This window comes from Vibrio sp. CDRSL-10 TSBA (assembly GCA_039696685.1).
Lineage (GTDB): Bacteria > Pseudomonadota > Gammaproteobacteria > Enterobacterales > Vibrionaceae > Vibrio.
On record CP155566.1, the window covers coordinates 3,375,381 to 3,397,365 of the forward strand.

12 protein-coding genes and 9 pseudogenes are annotated in these 21,985 nt (G+C 51.3%); 3 read left to right on the forward strand and 18 right to left on the reverse strand.

All coding sequences use genetic code 11. The features are described 5' to 3' along the window. Nucleotides 1-7: 7 nt before the first annotated feature. Nucleotides 8-1,466: pseudogene (locus ABDK09_23470) on the reverse strand (TrkH family potassium uptake protein). Between the two features lie 32 nt (nucleotides 1,467-1,498). Further along, nucleotides 1,499-2,123 (reverse strand): annotated as a pseudogene (locus ABDK09_23475) (YigZ family protein). Between the two features lie 227 nt (nucleotides 2,124-2,350). On the opposite strand from ABDK09_23475, the pseudogene fadB reads away from it, so the two are divergent. Together fadB and fadA are read left to right on the forward strand one after the other, a co-directional pair. After that, nucleotides 2,351-4,520: pseudogene (gene fadB, locus ABDK09_23480) on the forward strand (fatty acid oxidation complex subunit alpha FadB). A gap of 29 nt (nucleotides 4,521-4,549) precedes the next feature. Continuing rightward, nucleotides 4,550-5,713 (forward strand): acetyl-CoA C-acyltransferase FadA, encoded by a 1,164-nt coding sequence (gene fadA, locus ABDK09_23485; GenBank protein XAW89519.1) that lies wholly within the window; start codon nucleotides 4,550-4,552, stop codon nucleotides 5,711-5,713. An 88-nt stretch (nucleotides 5,714-5,801) separates the two neighbouring features. Here the strand turns inward: fadA and punR are convergent, their stop codons facing one another. Further along, nucleotides 5,802-6,707: a DNA-binding transcriptional activator PunR gene (gene punR, locus ABDK09_23490; protein ID XAW89520.1), complete on the reverse strand. Its 906-nt coding sequence runs from the start codon at nucleotides 6,705-6,707 to the stop codon at nucleotides 5,802-5,804. A 154-nt stretch (nucleotides 6,708-6,861) separates the two neighbouring features. Here punR and punC point away from each other — a divergent pair. Beyond that, a pseudogene (punC, locus tag ABDK09_23495) lies at nucleotides 6,862-8,065 on the forward strand (purine nucleoside transporter PunC). An 80-nt stretch (nucleotides 8,066-8,145) separates the two neighbouring features. On the opposite strand, the pseudogene glmU reads toward punC, so the two are convergent. From glmU to mioC, 15 genes and pseudogenes are all read right to left on the reverse strand, one after another. Continuing rightward, nucleotides 8,146-9,508 (reverse strand): annotated as a pseudogene (gene glmU, locus ABDK09_23500) (bifunctional UDP-N-acetylglucosamine diphosphorylase/glucosamine-1-phosphate N-acetyltransferase GlmU). Nucleotides 9,509-9,657: 149 nt separating this feature from the next. Continuing rightward, nucleotides 9,658-10,080 (reverse strand): F0F1 ATP synthase subunit epsilon, encoded by a 423-nt coding sequence (locus tag ABDK09_23505; protein ID XAW89521.1) that lies wholly within the window; start codon nucleotides 10,078-10,080, stop codon nucleotides 9,658-9,660. Nucleotides 10,081-10,098: 18 nt separating this feature from the next. After that, a pseudogene (atpD, locus tag ABDK09_23510) lies at nucleotides 10,099-11,503 on the reverse strand (F0F1 ATP synthase subunit beta). Between the two features lie 34 nt (nucleotides 11,504-11,537). Further along, nucleotides 11,538-12,404 (reverse strand): F0F1 ATP synthase subunit gamma, encoded by an 867-nt coding sequence (gene atpG, locus ABDK09_23515; protein ID XAW89522.1) that lies wholly within the window; start codon nucleotides 12,402-12,404, stop codon nucleotides 11,538-11,540. A 43-nt stretch (nucleotides 12,405-12,447) separates the two neighbouring features. Further along, nucleotides 12,448-13,989 carry a F0F1 ATP synthase subunit alpha gene (gene atpA / locus ABDK09_23520; protein XAW89523.1) on the reverse strand — a complete coding sequence of 514 codons (1,542 nt, stop codon included), beginning with the start codon at nucleotides 13,987-13,989 and terminating at the stop codon, nucleotides 12,448-12,450. 13 nt (nucleotides 13,990-14,002) lie between these two features. Then, nucleotides 14,003-14,537, reverse strand: a pseudogene (gene atpH / locus ABDK09_23525) (F0F1 ATP synthase subunit delta). A 15-nt stretch (nucleotides 14,538-14,552) separates the two neighbouring features. Further along, a pseudogene (atpF, locus tag ABDK09_23530) lies at nucleotides 14,553-15,024 on the reverse strand (F0F1 ATP synthase subunit B). A 78-nt stretch (nucleotides 15,025-15,102) separates the two neighbouring features. After that, the gene (atpE, locus tag ABDK09_23535) at nucleotides 15,103-15,357 is read right to left on the reverse strand and encodes a F0F1 ATP synthase subunit C (protein ID XAW89524.1); all 255 of its coding nucleotides are present in this window, start codon (nucleotides 15,355-15,357) and stop codon (nucleotides 15,103-15,105) included. A 58-nt stretch (nucleotides 15,358-15,415) separates the two neighbouring features. Then, on the reverse strand, nucleotides 15,416-16,228 hold the full coding sequence (atpB, locus tag ABDK09_23540; GenBank protein XAW89525.1) for a F0F1 ATP synthase subunit A: 813 nt from the start codon (nucleotides 16,226-16,228) through the stop codon (nucleotides 15,416-15,418). Nucleotides 16,229-16,236: 8 nt separating this feature from the next. Next, a complete protein-coding gene (locus ABDK09_23545) occupies nucleotides 16,237-16,626 on the reverse strand; it encodes a F0F1 ATP synthase subunit I (protein ID XAW89526.1) in 390 nt (129 codons plus the stop codon). Nucleotides 16,627-16,810: 184 nt separating this feature from the next. Next, nucleotides 16,811-17,692, reverse strand: a complete 882-nt coding sequence (locus tag ABDK09_23550; GenBank protein XAW89527.1) for a ParB/RepB/Spo0J family partition protein — start codon at nucleotides 17,690-17,692, stop codon at nucleotides 16,811-16,813. Nucleotides 17,693-17,715: 23 nt separating this feature from the next. Further along, nucleotides 17,716-18,489, reverse strand: coding sequence for a ParA family protein (locus ABDK09_23555; GenBank protein ID XAW89528.1), 774 nt, complete (start codon nucleotides 18,487-18,489; stop codon nucleotides 17,716-17,718). 15 nt (nucleotides 18,490-18,504) lie between these two features. Further along, nucleotides 18,505-19,138: pseudogene (gene rsmG / locus ABDK09_23560) on the reverse strand (16S rRNA (guanine(527)-N(7))-methyltransferase RsmG). Continuing rightward, nucleotides 19,138-21,033 (reverse strand): tRNA uridine-5-carboxymethylaminomethyl(34) synthesis enzyme MnmG, encoded by a 1,896-nt coding sequence (mnmG, locus tag ABDK09_23565; GenBank protein ID XAW89529.1) that lies wholly within the window; start codon nucleotides 21,031-21,033, stop codon nucleotides 19,138-19,140. Before mnmG ends, rsmG begins: the two are co-directional and overlap by 1 nt. Nucleotides 21,034-21,520: 487 nt before the next feature. Then, nucleotides 21,521-21,955, reverse strand: coding sequence for an FMN-binding protein MioC (gene mioC / locus ABDK09_23570; protein XAW89530.1), 435 nt, complete (start codon nucleotides 21,953-21,955; stop codon nucleotides 21,521-21,523). Nucleotides 21,956-21,985 lie beyond the last annotated feature (30 nt).

Below are 21,985 nucleotides of genomic sequence, written 5' to 3' on the forward strand. Positions count from 1 at the left end.
TCAGTCCTTAGCTGCGCCAGAAAGTCGGCGTCAGCAGTATTAATAAGGTAAATATTTCTAAGCGGCCAAATAGCATCGACACAATCAGGATCCACTTAGCGGTATCGTTCACATTGGCAAAGTGGACTGAGACTTCCCCCAGCCCCGGGCCAAGGTTATTCAGGGTGGCCGCCACAGCTGCAAAGGCGCTCAGTTCATCCATACCGGTTGAAATCAAAGCCAGCATACAGACCACAAACACCAGCGCATACGCCGAGAAGAACCCCCACACTGCATCGACCACCCGTTGTGGCAGCGCACTGTCACCAATTTTAATGTGATAGATTGCGCGCGGATGAACCAGACGTTTCATTTCCCGGGCACCTTGCAGGGTAAGCAGGAAAACCCTGATAACCTTCATCCCCCCACCGGTTGACCCGGCGCAGCCACCTATAAATGAAGAGAACAGTAACAGGACCGGTAAGAAACAGCGGCCAATCAGCAAAACCTGTGGTGGTAAATCCGGCTGTGGTTGATATCGATACGGTCTGAAACAGTGCCTGATCAAAAGCGTCATACAGTGAGTCCGTTGAATGATGTTTTAACAGCATCAGGAAACAAACCGCAAACAGGATAAACTGAATCACAATAAAAGCGCGGAATTCGGGATCACGCCAATAGTATTTAGGATGCACCCCGCCCGTTGAAAACGCTGCGTAGTGCAGGGTGAAGTTACAGGCAGAAATAAGCAGGAACACCACAGTGATCATATTGATGGCGTAACTGTCAAAGTAACCGATACTGGCATCATGGGTAGAGAAGCCACCGATAGCGATGGTCGAGAAGCTGTGACAAATCGCATCAAACAACGTCATTCCGGCCAGCCAGAATGAGCCTGCGCAAGCAATGGTCAAACTGAGATAGATGTACCAGAGCGCCTTGGCCGTTTCGGCAATGCGGGGAGTCACTTTATTATCTTTAACCGGGCCGGGAATTTCCGCACGATATAGCTGCATACCACCGATACCGAGCACCGGCAGAATGGCAACCGCCAAGACGATGATCCCCATACCACCGAACCATTGCAAAAACTGACGATAAAACAGAATCGCCTTGGGCAGACTGTCCAGCCCGACGATAACCGTCGCTCCGGTAGTCGTCAGAGCGGAAAATGATTCAAAAAAGGCATCCGTCACCGAAACATTGGGTGTATCGGCCAACAGGAAAGGTAACGAACCGGCACTACCGATAACCGTCCAGAACAGCACCACGATCAGGAAGCCGTCACGGGATTTCAGCTCATGCCGGTAGCGGCGATTAGGCCACCAGCACAAGCCTCCGCACAACAACAGCACAAAAAATGTCGAGACAAAAGGCACCCCGGCACCATCACGATAGATCAATGCCACCAGCGCAGGCGCAAGCATAGAGACACTAAACAGAGCGAGCAGCAGCCCGACGATTCGAATTATTGAACGAAATTGCATTAACAGACTTACGAAGCAGCGCTTCTGACTTCCTATTCGTTATCCATACGAGTAACAAGAATTTTAGCCCCACTCTTGTTAATAAGGCTTTGGGTGAACGCGTCTACGTTGAGGACTTCCAGCTCCACGACCAAGTGAACACTTTCACTATATTGTGACTGCACTTCGACCGCATCGAAACTGACTCATCACTGATTGCGCCAGAGCCACTAATCCGTAGTCTAACGTCAGGTTTAACTTTGTGGTGATTTTTTTCTCAATTGTTTGAAGCAACTTAAGTGCCTGCTGCACTCCGCCGCCGTAGGCTTTAACCAGGCCACCAGTGCCAAGACGAATACCACCATAATAGCGGGTAACAACGGCGGTCATTTCACCGACCCCGGAACCGGACAACTGAGCCAGAATCGGCTTACCCGCCGTACCAGACGGTTCACCATCGTCACTGAAACCCCACAACAGCGAATCTTGCGGCCGGCCGGCCACGAAAGCCCAGCAGTTATGTCGGGCATCACTGTGCTGCGTTTTGATCTGCTCAACAAAGGCTTTAGCGGCCTCGATACCCGGCGTATGCGCCAGATAGGTAATAAAGTGGCTTTTCTTAATTTCCTCTTCAAACTGCACCGGAGCGGCGGGAATGAAATAGGGCTGAACGTTCATAACTCTCACTCTGTGATGAAAAGGCCGGCCAGTGTAACACGAGCTCTGTAAAAATGACCTAGGATTGGTATGAGCGCACAATGTTAAACAGTTGTTTAAAAAATGTATTGAAATTAACCAATCCCGGGTTCACACTGAGATAACTGGTCTAACCAGAATAAAATAACAACTGAGTACCCAGCACACTCTCACACACAATCACCGATTGTATGTCACGGAGATAGACAATGATTTACCAAGCCAACACCCTACAGGTAAAGGAATTAAAGGACGGTATTGCCGAGCTGACCTTCTGCGCGCCGCAATCCGTTAATAAACTCGACCTCGCTACCCTGCAATCGTTAGATGAAGCCCTGGATGCGCTGCATGCCACCGCCGGTCTGAAAGGCTTAATTCTCAACTCGGACAAAGACGCTTTTATTGTCGGGGCCGACATCACCGAATTTCTGGGCCTGTTTGCCAAACCGGAAGCCGAGCTCGACCAGTGGCTGCAATTTGCCAACCGTATTTTCAATAAACTGGAAGATCTGCCCGTACCGACGCTATCAGCCCTGACTGGCTTCACGCTCGGTGGCGGATGTGAGTGTGTACTTGCTACCGACTTTCGCATTGGTGACAAAACCACCAGCATCGGTCTGCCGGAAACCAAACTGGGAATCATGCCCGGCTTTGGCGGCACAGTGCGCCTGCCGCGCTTGATCGGAGCCGACAGTGCGATGGAAATCATTACTCAAGGTAAAGCATGCCGGGCAGAAGAGGCTCTTAAACTGGGGCTGCTGGATGCGATTGTCGACCGCGATCAGCTCATCAGCTCAGCAGTGGCAACCCTGACTCAGGCCATCCACGAAAAACTGGACTGGCAAGCTCGCCGGGCACAAAAAATGGCGCCACTCAGTTTAAGTAAAACCGAAGCCATGATGAGCTTTACCTGCGCCAAAGGCATGGTCGCTCAGGTTGCCGGCCCGCATTACCCGGCCCCCATGACCGCCGTCACCAGCATAGAACAGGCAGCAGCTTGTCAGCGTGATGAAGCACTGGCGATTGAACGCCAGCATTTTATCCAGCTAGCCAAATCCCCGCAGGCTGCCGCGCTGGTCGGTATCTTTCTCAACGACCAGTACATTAAAGGCCTGGCTAAACACTCCGCCAAAGCGGCAACCCGGCAGACCGAGCGCGCGGCGGTACTGGGGGCCGGTATCATGGGTGGCGGCATCGCGTATCAGTCGGCGACCAAAGGCGTGCCGGTCTTGATGAAAGACATTGCCCAGCACTCACTGGATCTGGGTATGACCGAAGCGTCCAAGCTACTCAATAAACAGCTGGAACGCGGTAAGATTGACGGTTTCAAGATGGCCGGAATTCTGGCATCCATCACCCCCAGCCTGCATTACGCTGGTATAGAGCAGGCCGATGTCGTCGTCGAAGCTGTGGTGGAAAACCCCAAGGTCAAAGCCGCAGTATTGAGCGAAGTGGAACAGCAGGTCGACAGTGATACCATCATCACCTCGAATACTTCGACCATTCCGATTAATCTGCTGGCCCAATCTCTGCAACGCCCGGAGAATTTCTGTGGTATGCATTTCTTTAACCCGGTCCATCGCATGCCACTGGTGGAGATCATTCGCGGTGAGCATACTTCAGATGACACAATAAACCGGGTCGTCGCGTACGCCGCGAAGATGGGCAAATCCCCCATCGTGGTTAACGACTGCCCAGGGTTTCTTCGTCAACCGGGTACTCTTCCCTTACTTTGCCGCTTTCAGCCTGCTGCTGCGTGACGGCGCCGATTTCACCCAAATTGATAAGGTGATGGAACGCCAGTTTGGCTGGCCAATGGGACCGGCTTACCTGCTGGACGTCGTGGGTATCGATACCGCGCACCATGCCCAGGCCGTGATGGCGGAAGGCTTCCCGCAGCGAATGGGCAAAACGGGGCGGGATGCGATTGATGCGCTGTACGAAGCGGGCAAATTTGGCCAGAAAAATGGCAGCGGCTTCTATCAATACAGCCTGGATAAAAAAGGCAAACCGAAAAAATCATTCTCGCTGGAGATCATGCCGTTGCTGGAAACCGTGTGTGGCGAACGCAGCGAACCCGCAGCCCAGACCATCATTGAACGCATGATGATTCCGATGATCAACGAAGTGGTGCTGTGCCTGCAGGAAGGCATTGTCGCCTCAGCCGCAGAAGCGGATATGGCGCTGGTCTATGGCCTTGGTTTCCCTCCTTTCCGCGGCGGCGTATTCCGTTATCTGGATAGTCTGGGACTGGATCGCTATATCACTATGGCTGAGCAGTACCAGGAACTGGGCGCTCTGTATCAGGTACCGCAATTGTTGCTGGACAAAGCAGCCCGTGCTGAGCGCTTTTATCCGGCTCCCTCTGCCCGTTCGTGATTACGTCGATTTGCACAAGGAATAACAGAATGAAAAATGTAGTGATTGTAGATTGCCTGCGCACACCGATGGGACGCTCCAAAGGCGGCGCGTTCCGCCACCAGCGCGCAGAAGATTTATCCGCCCACCTGATGAAAGGCCTGCTGGCCCGTAACCCTGCGGTTAATGCACACGATATCGAAGACATTTACTGGGGCTGTGTGCAACAGACGCTGGAGCAGGGTTTTAATATTGCACGTAATGCCGCTCTGCTGGCCGGATTACCGATTGAAGTCGGCGCCGTCACTGTGAACCGTCTGTGTGGTTCTTCAATGCAGGCGCTGCACGATGCCAGCCGTGCGATCATGGCCGGCGATGCTGACATTTGTCTGGTCGGCGGCGTGGAACACATGGGCCACGTGCCGATGACTCATGGCGTTGATTTTCATCCCGGCTTATCGAAACAGGTCGCCAAAGCCGCCGGTATGATGGGCCTGACGGCAGAGATGCTGGGTAAACTGCACAGTATCAGCCGCGAGCAACAGGATGCCTTTGCCGCCCGCTCCCACCAGCGCGCCCACGCAGCAACACTGGAAGGCCGCTTTACTAATGAAATTCTGCCAACCGAAGGACATGCACCAGACGGCACCCTGTTCATGCTCGACAGTGATGAAGTGATTCGTGCGGAAACAACAACCGCCAGTCTGGCCGAGTTACGCCCTGTGTTTGACCCGGCCAATGGCACAGTGACGGCCGGCACCTCTTCGGCGTTGTCGGATGGCGCCTCGGCGATGCTTATCATGAGTGAGGACAAAGCGATAGAGCTGGGACTGACCATCCGTGCCCGGGTCAAGTCCATGGCTGTCGCCGGCTGCGATCCATCCATCATGGGCTACGGCCCGGTACCGGCGACCAAAAAAGCGCTGCAACGTGCCGGACTCAGCATGCAGGACATCGATGTAGTGGAGCTTAATGAAGCTTTTGCTGCCCAGGCGCTGCCCTGCGCTAAAGATCTCGGACTGCTGGACCAGATGGAGAGCAAGGTCAACCTCAATGGCGGTGCTATAGCTCTCGGCCACCCGCTGGGTTGCTCCGGTACCCGTATTTCAACCACACTGATTAATCTGATGGAAGCCAACAACGCCAAATATGGTCTGGCGACTATGTGCATCGGGCTTGGTCAGGGGATTGCGACGATTTTTGAACGCCCGTAATACCTGACACAGCCATCACGCACGGTATTGTGATCAGTATGATAACCACAGCCCCGCCAGAGCGGGGCTGTTGATTGCCAGCGGCGGATTAATACGCCTGCAGCCAGTCGCGGTAAAGCTGCTCACTGCTGCCGAGATAATCGACCATCCAGCCAATCAGTTTGTGGTTGTCCTCTTTACGCCACACCAGACAGCACTGACTGAGTGGCTTATGATCCGTCAAATCACGCTCCACCAGCTCACCGCTGGCGAGCAGGCCCTGCGCCATATGGCGCGGCATATAGCCCACTCCCAGCCCGTTTTTAAGACATTCGATTGCACTATGCCAGTTGGGCAGCAACAGTCGGCGCTGCTGCGGATAATGGCTGGTATGTCGTTTGGGTAGCACATTAGACGTGTCATCAAGGCAAATCGCGGCAAACTGACTGACAAAGGCCTCACTCAGCTCCGGCTCACAGGCACAAGGATGGTCCCTGGCAACGACAAACGCCCAATCGAGCACGCCCATATCACGCACTTCAAAATCGCCCCCGACCGGCACGGCAGAAGTCGCGCCGATCACCACATCTGCCCGCCCTTGGGCAATCGCTTCCCAGGATCCATTAAAGACTTCCATGTTGATCTGCAGCTCAGCAAATTCAAAGCGGCGATAAAACTCTTCGATCATGGCTTTAAGCGGATCCAACTTAACCACGTTATCCAGCGTGACCTTCAGTGTGGTCTGCCAGCCGCGCGCCGCGCGCCGGGTTTGTGCCTTGACCTCTTCCATCTGGCGCAGTAAAAGCCGCGCCTCGGCAATAAACAATTCCCCGGCCGGCGTCAGCTCGACCTTGCGCGGCAGACGCCGGAACAGAACCACTCCCAGTTCGCTCTCGACCTGACGCACCCCGTAGCTGATCGCCGACGGCACTTTATGCAGCTGCTCGGCGGCCGCAGTGAAGCTCCCCAGCCTGGCCACCGTATCGAGCATCTCCAGTGAAGACTTTGCAAACATCACGCCCTACCTTTCAAAAATTTTGATTGATAACTAATAAATTTCGCGTTTCATTTTATCTTAAAGCAAAAATAGAATGGCAGCTTCGATAAATCCTGCATAACAACTCAACAGACAGGATAAATTTCAGTTAATTTTTTTGATGGAAATAAGAATGAAAGTATCGTCATGGCAGCTGTTCTATCTGGCTGCACTTTCTATGCTCGGCTTCGTTGCCACCGACATGTACCTGCCTGCCTTTAAGCTGATGGAGCAGGATTTTGCCACCGGTCCAGAACAGATTGCGCTGTCACTGACGGTCTTCCTGTTCGGGATGGCATCAGGCCAGCTGCTGTGGGGCCTGGCCAGCGATAAGTTCGGTCATCGTAATACCCTAATCAGCGGCCTGCTGCTGTTTGCTCTGGTCTCGGCAGGTCTGGCCTGGAGCGATCAGGTCTGGCAACTGCTCAGCCTGCGCTTTATGCAGGCGATTGGTGTCTGTGCACCAGCGGTGATCTGGCAGGCCATGGTGATCCAGCGCTACCCGAGCAAAACCAGCCAACAAATTTTTGCCACCATTATGCCGCTGGTGGCGCTCTCTCCGGCACTGGCTCCGCAACTGGGTGTGGTGTTGACCGATCACTTTGGCTGGAACAGTATCTTTATTGCCCTGGCCACGATAGGCCTGCTACTGGCAGTAAGTACGGGCTTACAAACCAATACCGCGCCCGAAGCAAAGACCACCTCAGTCGGGCAAGATATCAAAGCGCTGCTGCGCAGCCGGACTTATACCGGTCACGTTTTGATGTTTGCCACCGCGTCAGCGGCGTTTTTTGCCTACCTGACCGGGATGCCGGAAATCATGGCCCAACTTGGCTATGATGCGCGCGATATCGGCCTGAGCTTTATTCCGCAAACCATCGCCTTTATGACTGGTGGCTATCTGGGTAAATGGTGTGTACGCCAATACGGTGATGAGCGGGTTCTGAAACAGTTGCTGGCACTGTTTACTGTCGCCACACTGCTGGTGTTTATTGCTTCGCAGTGGCAATTAACCTCAATTTGGCCGATTCTGGCGCCGTTTCTGCCTGATTGCGGTCGCTAATGGCGCCCTGTACCCGATTGTGGTCAACCGCGCTCTGTCGAGTGCCAAGCAGAGCCCGGCGACGGCGGCAGGACTGCAAAACAGCCTGCAGATTTGTATCTCCAGCCTGGCCAGTGCTCTGGTGGCGGCTCTGGCCAGCCAGGCCCAACTGGTCACCGGCATAGCTATTCTGGTCTGTATGCTGGGTCTGTGGGGCGGCTACTGGCTGGCTAACCGCGCCATGCATGATGAGTTCACCACTGCGGACACTGCCCGTGTCGCCGAAGAGAAGTAATTGTCTTTAACTCTGTGTTGATAACGACCACAAAAAAGCCTGCATGAAAATGCAGGCTTTTTTATATCATGAGCGATGAACTATTTTTTCTTCACCGGACGCTGCCAGCCAGAGATTTTCTTCTCTTTAGCGCGAGTAATCACTAACTCACCAGCCGCCACATCACGGGTTAACGTGGTGCCTGCACCAATCGTTGCTCCATCGGCAATCGCCACCGGAGCCACCAGCTGACTGTCGGAACCGACAAACACATCATCCCCGATCACAGTTTTGTGCTTGTTAGCGCCGTCGTAGTTACAGGTAATGGTACCGGCACCGATATTGGTACGCTGACCGATTTCCGCATCACCCAGGTAAGTCAGGTGGTTGGCTTTTGAACCCTGCCCCAGACGGGCATTTTTCATTTCAACGAAGTTACCAACATGGGCGTCGTTGTGCATCTCTGCACCCGGACGCAGGCGGGCAAACGGACCGACCGTGCAATCCTCACCGACGGTCGCGCCTTCAATCACACTATAAGGGCGAATCACGGTGTTATCGTCGATTTCACAATCTTTCAGAATCGCACCGGCACCAATCACAACGTTGTTGCCGATCGACACGTTACCTTCGATGATGACATTCACATCGATTTCGACGTCACGGCCACACTGGATAGTGCCTCGCAGATCAAAACGGGCCGGATCACGCAGCATTACACCCTGCTCCAGCAGTGCCTGAGCCTGGCCAGACTGGAAAGCACGCTCAAGACGCGCCAGTTGAATGCGGTCATTGACCCCTTCCACTTCCGTTGCGCTCGCCGCGTGCACCGCCTCAATAACGCGACCATCCGCGTGCGCCGCCGCAATCACGTCAGTCAGGTAGTATTCACCCTGCGCATTATTATTGTTAAGGCCAGACAGCCAGCGTTTCAGATCGCGGCCGGTCGCCACCATCACACCGGTATTAATTTCGCGGATCAGCTTCTGCTCTTCAGAGGCATCTTTCTGCTCCACAATGGCCACCACCTGACCGTCCTGGCGCACGATACGGCCATAACCGGTCGGGTTGTCCAGTTCAACGGTCAGCAGCCCAATCCCGCCTTCCGGTTGGGCATCAAGCAGACGCTCCAGAGTCTGTTGCGAAATCAGCGGTACATCACCATACAGCACCAGGATTTTTTCATCATCGGCAAACTGAGCCGATGCCTGATCGACCGCATGGCCGGTACCAAGCTGCTGCGCCTGCAAAACCCAGTTGACCGACTCCTGAGCCAGTGCCTGCTGCATTTTATCGCCGCCATGCCCGTACACCAGATGAATATTCTGGGTTTCCCAGTGAATGACACGTATCAATCACATGTTTCACCATTGGCTTACCGGCCAGAGTATGCAGCACTTTCGGCAGATCCGAGTGCATGCGTGTTCCCTTACCAGCGGCAAGGATCACTGCGCTAAATTTCATGTTTTACCTGTCTGACGTTTTAATAAAAAAGAACTGACCGCATTTTAGCGGCTTACTATAGGTGTGTTAAATGATTGGGTTAAATTTCTGATAAAAAATAAGCAAAAAGGCGACCCTGAGGTCGCCTTTTGTCATCACATCGCTAAAGATTAACGACGTTTTTTCGTCAACTCGATCACTCGAAGCTGAGCAATGGCTTTAGCCAGTTCACTGGCCGCTTGTGCGAAGTTCATATCGCCGTGCTGATTCTGGATATTCTCCTCAGCGCGACGCTTAGCTTCTGCTGCCTTCGCTGCGTCTAGGTCTTCACCACGAATTGCAGTATCAGCCAGCACAGTCGCTGTGCCAGGCTGAACTTCAACAATACCACCAGAAACATAAATGATTTCTTCGTGGCCGTGCTGTTTCACAATACGCACCATACCAGGCTTAATAGCGGTCAGCAGCGGTGTGTGGCCATGGAAAATACCTAGCTCACCTTCGCTACCGGTCACCTGGAATGTTTCCACTAGGCCAGAGAAGATTTTCTTCTCAGCACTGACTACATCCAGATGAAAGGTTATTGCTGCCATATCGCCTCCTAGTTAGCCTTATAGCTTCTTCGCATTCTCTAGAGCTTCGTCGATTGCACCGCAGTACATGAACGCTTGCTCTGGAACGTCGTCGTAGTCACCAGCTAACAGGCCTTTAAAGCCACGCAGAGTTTCTTTCAGTGGTACGTAGGTACCCGGGTCGCCTGTGAAGACTTCCGCTACGTGGTAAGGCTGAGTCAGGAAACGCTCAATCTTACGTGCACGAGATACCACGCGCTTGTCTGCTTCAGACAGCTCGTCCATACCCAGAATCGCAATGATGTCTTTCAGCTCTTTGTAGCGCTGCAGAGTCTGCTGAACGCCACGCGCAATGTCGTAGTGCTCCTGACCAACAACCAGTGGATCCAGCTGACGTGAAGTCGAATCCAGTGGGTCGATCGCAGGGTACAGACCCATAGATGCGATGTTACGGTTAAGTACAACGGTTGCATCCAAGTGCGCGAAAGTCGTTGCTGGTGACGGGTCGGTCAAGTCATCCGCAGGTACGTATACCGCCTGTACAGACGTGATAGAACCTTGCTTAGTTGACGTGATACGCTCCTGCAGAACACCCATCTCTTCAGCCAGTGTTGGCTGGTAACCTACCGCTGATGGCATACGACCCAGCAGAGCCGATACTTCAGTACCCGCAAGGGTATAACGGTAAATGTTATCGATGAACAGCAGTACGTCACGACCTTCGTCACGGAAGCGCTCAGCCATAGTCAGACCAGTCAGAGCAACACGCAGACGGTTACCCGGTGGCTCGTTCATCTGGCCGTAAACCATTGCTACTTTTGATTCTTCCGGCTTCTCGATGTTTACAACACCTGCTTCCTGCATCTCGAAGTAGAAGTCGTTACCCTCACGAGTACGCTCACCTACACCGGCGAATACAGACAGACCTGAGTGTTGCAGTGCGATGTTGTTGATAAGTTCCATCATGTTAACGGTCTTACCTACACCAGCACCACCAAACAGACCGATCTTACCACCTTTAGCAAATGGACAGATCAGGTCGATAACTTTAACACCTGTTTCCAGGAGTGCAGTCTCGTTTGATTGCTCTTCGTAGCTTGGTGCTGCACGGTGGATTGAGTAAGACTCTTCCGCACCGATCTCACCACGCTCATCAATCGCATCACCCAGAAACGTTCATGATACGACCTAGGGTTTTAGTACCTACTGGTACTGAAATTGGAGCACCGGTATTTACTACTTCTACTCCACGACGTAAACCATCAGAGCTACCCATTACGATACAACGAACTACGCCACCGCCTAGCTGTTGCTGAACTTCAAGAACCAGACGTTCTTTTGAGTCCGTTACGTTTAGAGCGTCGTATACCTGAGGTACATCGCTCTGCGGGAACTCTACGTCGACTACCGCACCGATGATCTGTACGATCTTACCTGTAGCCATCGTTAATCCTCTAAACTGTTTGTTTTACCTAAGCTTAAACCGCTGCCGCACCACTTACGATTTCCGACAGTTCCTGTGTAATCGCAGCCTGACGGGCTTTGTTGTACACCAGTTCCAGTTCGTCAATCAGGTTGCTCGCATTGTCCGTCGCAGCTTTCATCGCAATCATTCGAGCCGCTTGCTCACAAGCAAGGTTCTCAACCACACCCTGATAAACCTGAGACTCTACGTAGCGCAGTAACAGCGCATCCAGCAGAGGTTTTGGTTCAGGCTCGTAGATGTAGTCCCATGAATGCTCACGCTTGACTTCTTCGCTTTCCGATTTAGGCAAAGGTAGTAATTGATCGATCTTTGGTTGTTGTACCATGGTGTTCACGAATTCGTTGAACACTACGTACAGACGATCCAATTCGCCGTTATCATATTTCTTCAGCATCACACCGACCGAGCCGATCAGATCTTCCAGTACCGGGGTATCCCCCAGACCAGACACCTGAGCCGCTACGCGCGCGCCGCTGTTTTTGAAGAAAGCGGTTGCTTTTGAACCGACAATCGCCAGTTCAACTTCAACACCTTTCTCCTGCCAGGTTTGCATATCTGTGATGGCTTTCTTGAACAGGTTAACGTTCAAACCACCACACAAACCACGGTCTGTAGAAACAATGATGTAACCAACACGTTTCGCTTCACGCTCTTCCAGATACGGATGACGGTATTCCAGATTTGCATGAGCGACATGACCGATCACTTTACGCATAGTTGTTGCGTATGGACGGGAAGCTTCCATCGCTTCTTGCGAGCGACGCATTTTTGAAGCTGCTACCATTTCCATCGCTTTCGTAATTTTCTGAGTGCTTTTTACACTACCGATTTTATTACGTATCTCTTTTGCGCCGGCCATCGTTACTCTCCATTAGTTGGTGGCACAGAATGCCACCGACCTATTACCAAGTTTGGGTTGCTACGAAATCATCAACCAGCTTCTTCAGCTGAGCTTCGATTTCATCGTTGTATGCACCCGTCTGGTCGATTTGCGCTGCAAGTTCAGCGTATTGCGCGCGAGCAAACGATAGTAGGGCTGCCTCGAAATCCAGAACTTTTGACAGTTCTACATCACTCAGGTAACCACGCTCAGCTGCGTAGATAGTCAGAGCCTGATCAAAAACAGACATTGGAGCGTACTGTTTCTGTTTCATCAGTTCAGTTACTTTCTGACCATGGTTCAGCTGACGTTTAGTCGCATCGTCAAGATCCGATGAGAACTGTGCGAATGCCGCCAGCTCACGGTATGCAGCCAGAGCGGTACGGATACCACCAGACAGCTTCTTAACGATTTTCGTTTGCGCCGCACCACCTACACGCGAAACAGAAATACCTGGGTCAACCGCCGGGCGAACACCCGCGTTGAACAGTTCAGTTTGCAGGAAGATCTGACCATCGGTGATAGAGATAACGTTGGTCGGTACGAATGCAGATACGTCACCAGCTTGAGTTTCAATGATAGGCAGAGCAGTCAGAGAACCGGTCTTACCTTTCACTTCACCGTTAGTGAAACGTTCTACGTACTCAGCACTTACACGAGCAGCACGCTCTAGCAGACGTGAGTGGAGGTAGAATACGTCACCAGGGAAAGCTTCACGGCCCGGTGGACGACGTAGCAGTAGAGAGATCTGACGGTAAGCTACCGCTTGTTTAGATAGATCATCATAAACAATCAGTGCGTCTTCGCCGCGATCGCGGAAGTATTCACCCATTGCACAACCCGCGTAAGGCGCCAGGTATTGCAGTGCAGCAGATTCAGAAGCAGACGCGACAACTACGATAGTGTTTTGCAGTGCGCCGTGCTCTTCCAGTTTACGTACCACGTTGGCGATAGTCGATGCTTTCTGACCGATCGCTACGTAGATAGAGTAAATACCTGAATTTTTTTGGTTGATGATCGCATCGATCGCCATCGCTGTTTTACCAGTCTGGCGGTCACCGATAACCAGCTCACGCTGACCACGGCCGATTGGAATCATCGAGTCCACTGATTTGTAACCAGTTTGAACTGGCTGGTCAACAGATTGACGGTCGATTACACCAGGTGCAATCACTTCTACAGGAGAAGTCAATTTCGCATCAATCGGACCTTTACCGTCGATTGGTTCACCCAGAGTGTTAACCACACGACCCAGCAGTTCAGGACCTACCGGTACTTCAAGAATACGACCAGTACCAGTTACTTTATCGCCTTCCTTCAGGTTGGCGTATGGGCCCATTACTACCGCACCTACCGAGTCACGCTCAAGGTTAAGTGCAAGTGCGTAAAGGCCACCCGGTAATTCAATCATTTCACCCTGCATCACGTCCGCTAGGCCGTGAATTCGGATAATACCATCGCTTACCGAAACGATAGTACCTTCGTTGCGAGCTTCACTAACAACGTTGAAAGATTCAATACGCTGTTTAATTAGATCGCTAATTTCCGTGGAATTAAGTTGCATGCTCCAATCCCCATCAAGACTGCATGGCATCGCCCAGGCGTTTTAAACGACCACGCGCTGAGTTATCGATGACCAGGTCTCCGGCTCGAATTACAACCCCACCAAGTAGGGTCTCATCTACACTGCAATTCAGCTGAACTTTGCGTTCAAGACGCTGCTCAAGTTTGCTGCTAATGTCTGCTTTTTGTTGCTCAGTAAGCTCAGTCGCTGAAATCACTTCAACGTTGATCTCTTTCTCATATTCCTGTTTCAGGATATGGAATTGAGCGCAAACATCCGGAAGGGCCTGTAAACGGCCGTTTCTCTGCCATTACCCGTAACAGGTTCTGGCCATGTGCATCAAACTGTTCACCACAAATTGCGACAAAGATTTCTGCCAGTTTATCGGCAGAGGTAGAGCTGGTTAACAGCTCTTTAATCTGGTCGTTATTCGCGACTTCAGCAGCGAAACCCAGCATCTCACCCCATTGGGCCAGTTGCTGTTTGTCCACCGCAAATTCAAATGCTGCTTTAGCATAGGGGCGTGCAATTGTAGTCATATCAGACATTCGGCGCCCCCAGACTTAAAGTTTTGCAGTAATGTTGTCGAGAATGTCTTTGTGCGCATCTTTATCGATAGAACGCTCAAGGATCTTCTCAGCACCAGCAATCGCCAGAGTTGCAACTTGTTTGCGCAGCTCATCGCGGGCGCGGTTACGTTCAGCTTCAATTTCAGCGTCAGCTTGAGCAAGGATTTTCTGGCGTTTCTGCCTGAGCTTCCTCGCGTGCTTCTTCTAAAATCATAGCTTTACGTTTATTCGCTGCCTCAATGACCTCAGTTGCTGTGCGCTTCGCTTCTTTCATTTGATCAGAAGCGTTGGCTTGTGCTAGGTCCAAATCTTTCTTTGCACGCTCAGCAGCTTGCAAACCGTCAGCAATTTTCTTCTGACGCTCTTCAATTGCGTTCATGATTGGCGGCCACACATACTTCATGCAGAACCACACAAACAGTGCGAATGAAATTGCTTGACCTAGCAGAGTTGCGTTCATATTCACAACAGCTACCCCTCTATATGGACTTAGTGTTAATCAATGACAAACCACGTGACGCGGTTTGTCTCTGGCAAAAAGTGATTAACCTAGTTGACCAACAAATGGGTTCGCAAAAGTGAATAGCAGTGCGATTACGATACCGATCATTGGAACCGCATCCAGCAGACCTGCAATGATGAACATTTTAACTTGCAGCATAGGAGCCATTTCTGGTTGACGTGCAGCGCCTTCCAGGAATTTACCGCCCAGAAGTGCGAAACCAATCGCAGTACCAAGAGAAGCAAGACCGACGATGATACCTACGGCGATTGCAGAAAAGCTCAGTAAAGTTTCCATTACTATCTCCAATTATTGTTGTTGGCTTATGAGCCCAAATAAAAGCTAAATATTTTTATTAATGATCACTGTCTTCGTGTGCCATTGACAGATATACGATTGTCAACATCATGAACACGAAAGACTGAATCAGAATTACCAGAATATGGAAGATAGCCCACGGTAGTGAACCCATCCATTGTAGCCACCATGGTAGCATTGCTGCGATAAGAATGAATACAACCTCACCCGCGAACATGTTACCGAATAGACGCATACCTAGTGACAGTGGTTTAGCAAGCAGCGATACCACTTCAATAAGCAGGTTAAACGGAATCATAACTGGGTGATTGAATGGATGTAAGGCCAATTCTTTCGCAAACCCTCCCAGGCCTTTTACTTTGATGCTGTAGTAAATCATCAGAGCAAATACGCCCAGGGCCATAGCCATGGTGATGTTCACATCAGCAGAAGGAACCACCTTAAGATAAGGGATACCTAGCCAATGTTCTGCTGGATAAGGTAAGAAATCAATTGGCACTAAGTCCATGATATTCATTAGCAATACCCAACAAAAGATAGTCAGTGCCAGCGGTGCTATTAGCGGATTGCGTCCATGGAAGGTGTCTTTGACGTTGGTATCGACAAATTCAACCACTATTTCAACAAAACACTGTAGCTTGCCTGGTACACCTACTGTTGCCTTCTTCGCCACTGAACGGAACACACAAAGGAAGATCAGTCCGGTAAACAAAGAAAAAAACAGGCTATCGATATGTACGTTCCAGAAACTTGTCTCCTCCGCGACCATACCTAACTTGTATAACGATAGGTTGGAAAGGTGGTGTTCAATGTATCCGGACGATGTTAGCGCTTCACCTGGCGCAGCCATAACTCATCCTATTTTTTGTTGTTAATGAAAAGCACTGGCGCAAAGATATTAATACCCAGAACCAGCAAATAGGTTAGTTTTAGGGGAACAAGTTCCACCTGCATATACATGTAGGCTGCAGAGAACAGTGCGATAGTGATGAGGATTTTGAGTGCTTCACCCGTGTAGAAAGAGGCCGTGATGCGTTTTGCAGCCCGAGCTCCACTATACATAAAAGCACACAGCGCAAACACTGCATTGGCGACGACAAATATGCCCCCGCCAATTAGCGCTGAAATTCCCCATTCAGCATTTACGGCAATCGCCATCCCTGCTGCCACAACTATAGCCGCGCCAAACTGGATCATTAACAATCGCTTTGCAAGCTCTCGTCCTGGCCTAGCTAACGCAGCTACCATGTATTCGTACCTCTAGTAATATCCAACGCTTTTTTATTAAGGGCCGGAAATTGGCGAAAATTATACGGTGACGGCAACTGATTGCAATTACAACGCTGCAAAAAGTTACAATTTTGTTCACGCATCGACATATTTCGCTCAAGAAAACTTATTTTGCACAATTGATTTAAATCAATTATCTCACTTAGCCCTGTAGCTTGGCAATCAATTGCTCGAATTTATGAGGTTCATCAAGATTTATCGTAATCTTCGACTTACCGTTCTTCGAGCGGCTAATTGACACTTTAGCGCCGAGTTTTTCACTTAGATTTTGTGACATTTGTTGTACTTCTTCGTCTTCTACGACATTTTTTGCATCGGAAGTCTCAGAAAGGCACTTTTTCACCAGTTGTTCCGTCTGGCGTACGGTGAGTTGCTTTTTAGCGACCCGCTCTGCCACTTCGGCCTGCTGTTCACCTTCCAGCATCAACAGTGCACGGGCATGACCCATTTCCAGCTGCTTAGTTTCGACCAGGCGCTTCACGCTGTCATCAAGCTGGTTGAGGCGCAGCAGGTTACTCACGGTCGCACGCGACTTACCGATCACATCCGCCACCTGCTGGTGGGTCAGTTTGAATTCGTCCTGCAGTCGCTCCAGCGCCTGAGCCTCTTCGATCACATTCAGATCTTCACGCTGGATATTTTCGATCAGGGCCATCGCGATCGCGGCACGATCCTCGACCGCTTTGATCAAACACGGCACCTGTTTCAGGCCGGCCTGACGTGCGGCACGCCAGCGACGTTCGCCGGCAATAATTTCATACCCGCCCATGGTCAGCGGACGCACAACAATCGGCTGGATAATACCCTGGGACTGAATCGAAGCCGCCAGTTCTTCCAGCGCTTCAGCTGACATATCTTTACGGGGCTGGTAAATGCCCGGTTTGAGGCTGGTGATAGCGAGATCAGTCAACTGACCGTCGCTGGACAGGGCCTGACTGTGCGTGGCCAGCTGTTGTTTTTCACGCGCTACAGAGCTGGTTGACAAAAGTGCATCCAGCCCTTTTCCTAAACCACGTTTAGACATGTAAACGAATCCTTTAGTTGGAGTTATGCAGGTACTTCTTCACGACGCAGCATTTCGCCAGCTAACGCTAAATACGCTTTGGCTCCGGCGGAATACTTGTCGTAGTACATGGCAGGCTTGCCATGACTAGGCGCCTCGGCGAGGCGTACATTACGAGGGATAACAGTGCGGTACACTTTGTTGCCAAAGTGCTTTTTCAACTGATCAGAGACTTCATTCGCGAGGCGGTTACGAGGATCGTACATGGTCCTGAGCAGACCTTCGATCTTAAGATTCTCGTTCACCACTGCGGCCAGCTTGCTGATCGTATCCATCAAAGCCGTTAAACCTTCCAGGGCAAAGTACTCACATTGCATCGGTACCAGTACCGAATCGGCCGCAGCCATCGCATTGATTGTAAGGAGGTTTAAAGCCGGTGGACAATCGATAAAGATGAAATCATAGTTATCACGAACTGACGCGATAGCATTTTTGAGACGAACTTCGCGGGCAAACACTTCCATCAGTTTGATTTCCGCGGCGGTTACATCGCCATTGGCGGCAATCAAATCATAATGGCCCGTGGTTTTGCGGCACACCACTTCTTCAAATGGCGCATCTTCAACCAACAACTCGTACGCGGTTGCATCAACCTGGTATTTGTCGATGCCGCTCGCCATGGTGGCGTTACCCTGCGGGTCAAGATCGATCACCAACACTTTACGCTTGGTGGCCGCCATTGACGCTGCCAGATTAATACAAGTTGTTGTTTTTCCTACGCCACCTTTCTGGTTGGCGATCGCTACGATTTTACCCACGGTAATGCCTCGCTGTTATCCCTTGCGAGATAAGATTACAAGATGACGCTCACCTTCCAACTCAGGAACTTTCAAAGCTTTGATGTCGGTCACAGAACACCATTCAGGCAACTGAGCGAGTTTCGTCTTGGGGCAGCAGGCCTTTCAATGCCAGAAATACGCCGCTGTCCGCACAAGGCAGGTGATGACACCACTCTACCATATCTGTGATAGAAGCAAACGCACGACTTAGCACGCCGTCAAATCCGCCTTGCGGATCGAACTCTTCTACCCGGCTTTGTACCGCAGTGACGTTGGTAATTTTCAGCTCGTGAATCACCTGTTTGATAAAGCGAATCCGCTTACCCAGGCTGTCGAGCAGGACAAATGATTTGTCCGGATTCATGATTGCCAGCGGAATCCCCGGCAAGCCCGGGCCGGTGCCGACATCGATAAAGCGCTCACCGCTCAGATGCGGGCTGACCACAATACTGTCGAGGATATGCTTGACCAGCATCTCCAGCGGATCACGCACTGAAGTCAGATTGTAGGCTTTATTCCATTTGTTGAGCATTTCGACGTAGCCGACCAGCTGTTGACGCTGTTGCTCAGACACCTCCAGGGTAGTCTGAGCAATCAGCGCATCCAGTTTGATGCGCAATGGGTTCATCAGGCGGCTTCCCCTTTCTTCAGCAGGCCATGTTTTTTCAGATGCACCAGCAGAATCGAGATCGCGGCCGGAGTGACACCGGAAATGCGTGACGCAATACCGATGCTTTCTGGCTTGGCGTTGTTCAGTTTCAACACCACTTCATTCGACAGGCCTTTAACGTCCTGGTAATCCAGATCCACCGGCAGCTTGGTGTGCTCATGGCGCAGCGATTTTTCAATCTCTTCCTGCTGACGCTGGATGTAACCTTCGTATTTAACCTGAATTTCCACCTGTTCCGCCGCTTCGCGATCATCCAGGGCCGGCGCAAATGCTGGCAGAGAAGTGACCAGCTCGTAGGTCATCTCCGGACGACGCAGCAGATCTTCACCGCTTGCTTCGCGCGACATCGGGGTTTTCAGCAGCGCGTTGAGCGCTTCAACACCTTCCGATTTCGGATTCATCCAGGTCTCTTTCAGACGCTGGCGCTCGGTTTCCATGCTGTCGATTTTTTGATTGAAGCGTGCCCAACGCTCATCGCTGACCAGCCCCAGTTCACGGGCTTTTTCGGTCAGGCGCAGGTCGGCGTTGTCTTCACGCAGCAGCAGACGGTACTCGGCACGTGAGGTAAACATACGGTACGGTTCCTGAGTGCCCATGGTGGACAGATCGTCAATCAGCACGCCCATGTATGCCTGGTCACGACGAGGGCTCCAGCCCTCTTTATCCTGGCTGTACAAGCTGGCGTTCAGACCGGCCATCAGACCCTGTGCCGCCGCTTCTTCGTAGCCTGTGGTGCCGTTGATTTGACCGGCAAAGAACAGGCCTTGGATAAATTTGGTTTCATAGGTCTGTTTCAGGTCACGCGGATCGAAGAAATCGTATTCAATCGCATAGCCCGGACGCACGATGTGGGCGTTTTCAAACCCTTTCATCGAACGGACAATCTGCAGCTGCACATCGAATGGCAGGCTGGTGGAAATACCGTTCGGATACAGTTCTGTAGATGTCAGGCCTTCCGGTTCAATGAAGATCTGATGGCTGTTTTTATCAGCAAAACGCATCACCTTGTCTTCAATCGACGGACAGTAACGCGGGCCAATCCCTTCAATCACACCGGCATACATCGGGCTGCGATCCAGGTTGGCACGGATCACATCATGAGTTTTCTCATTGGTATGAGTGATGTAACACGGAATTTGGTGCGGATGTTGTTCACGGTTACCCATGAAAGAGAACACCGGCGTCGGGTTATCACCGTGCTGCGTTTCCAGCACAGAAAAATCCACGCTGTTAGCGTCGATACGTGGTGGTGTACCGGTTTTGAGACGATCAACCCGGAACGGCAGTTCACGCAGGCGCTGGGCCAGAGCGATCGATGGTGGATCCCCGGCACGGCCGCCAGAAAAGTTTTCCATCCCGATGTGGATCTTACCACCCAGGAAGGTTCCCACAGTCAGCACCACAGCTTTGGCGTGGAATTTAAGACCCATTTGAGTCACCACACCACGTACTTGATCGTTTTCAACGATCAAGTCATCGGCGGCTTGCTGGAACAGCGTCAGATTAGGCGTGTTTTCCAGCGCGTTGCGTACGTACGCTTTGTATAACGCACGGTCAGCCTGGGCACGGGTCGCACGGACAGCCGGCCCTTTAGACGCATTCAGGGTGCGAAATTGAATACCTGCGTGATCGATAGCTTGTGCCATCAGACCACCCATTGCATCCACTTCTTTAACTAAGTGGCCTTTACCAATACCACCAATGGCCGGGTTACAGGACATCTGGCCCAGGGTATCGATATTGTGCGTGAGAAGTAATGTGCGTTGGCCTGTACGAGCGGCTGCGAGTGCGGCTTCCGTTCCTGCATGACCGCCACCAACCACAATGACGTCAAATGTTTCGTGATAAAGCATGAACGACCTCAGGTATTCAATGAGACTACGGGAAAAATAAAAGGAGGCGTATTCTACCTTCTTTCCACTGGCTAGAAAATCGCTTTTGTGCTTTTTTACGCAAAGGACTTTCAAGTAAATAATATATAAAGATCTATATAGAGATCTTTTATTGGATCTATTATTAGGATCGACGATCTCTGTGGATAACCAAAAAATGATCAACAAGATCATGGATCTTTTATGGATCGGAACTTGTGATCATCAACTGATCAGTACGAGGATTAGCTGGGATCAAAATGGGTGGTTATACACAGGGGGGCGTAGTGATCAAACTTATTCTATGGATAACTATAGGTTGATCACCGGATAAGTGCAGACTTATACACAGGTTAAGTGGTCAAAAAGTGTTCGGTTGTTGGGTGTTTTATCCCTGCGGGACGTGGCTGATTGGCAATGACTACGTTCAGATAAGACAGCAGCGGCCGTGACAGCCGCTTGCCAGAGGTTAAAAACGCTCAATCACTTCATTCAGCCACTCTTCGGCGGCATCTTCCGGTACCGGATGCTTCTGCACATCAATCAGCAGGCAGTCTGTCAGCGGGGTGGCGCCGATATCTTCCAGCAGATCATAAGCGTGTTGTCCTGCTGCACAGAAAGTATCGTAGCTGGAATCACCGATGGCGATCACGGCGAACTTGAGCTCCCGGGTATTGGGCGGGGTATTCTGCAGCGCCATAATGAAAGGCTGGATGTTGTCCGGATATTCTCCGGCACCGTGGGTGGAAGTAATGATCAGCCAGATACCTTGCGCCGGAATGTCGTTCAGATCGGGCTGATTGTGAATGGTGGTCTCTTTGCCCTGTTGTTCAAGTAGATCGCTGAGGTGATCGCCGACATATTCCGCGCTGCCTAAAGTACTGCCTGTGATGATATGAATCATAAGAACCCCGGTATGTGGTCAGAAGGTGGA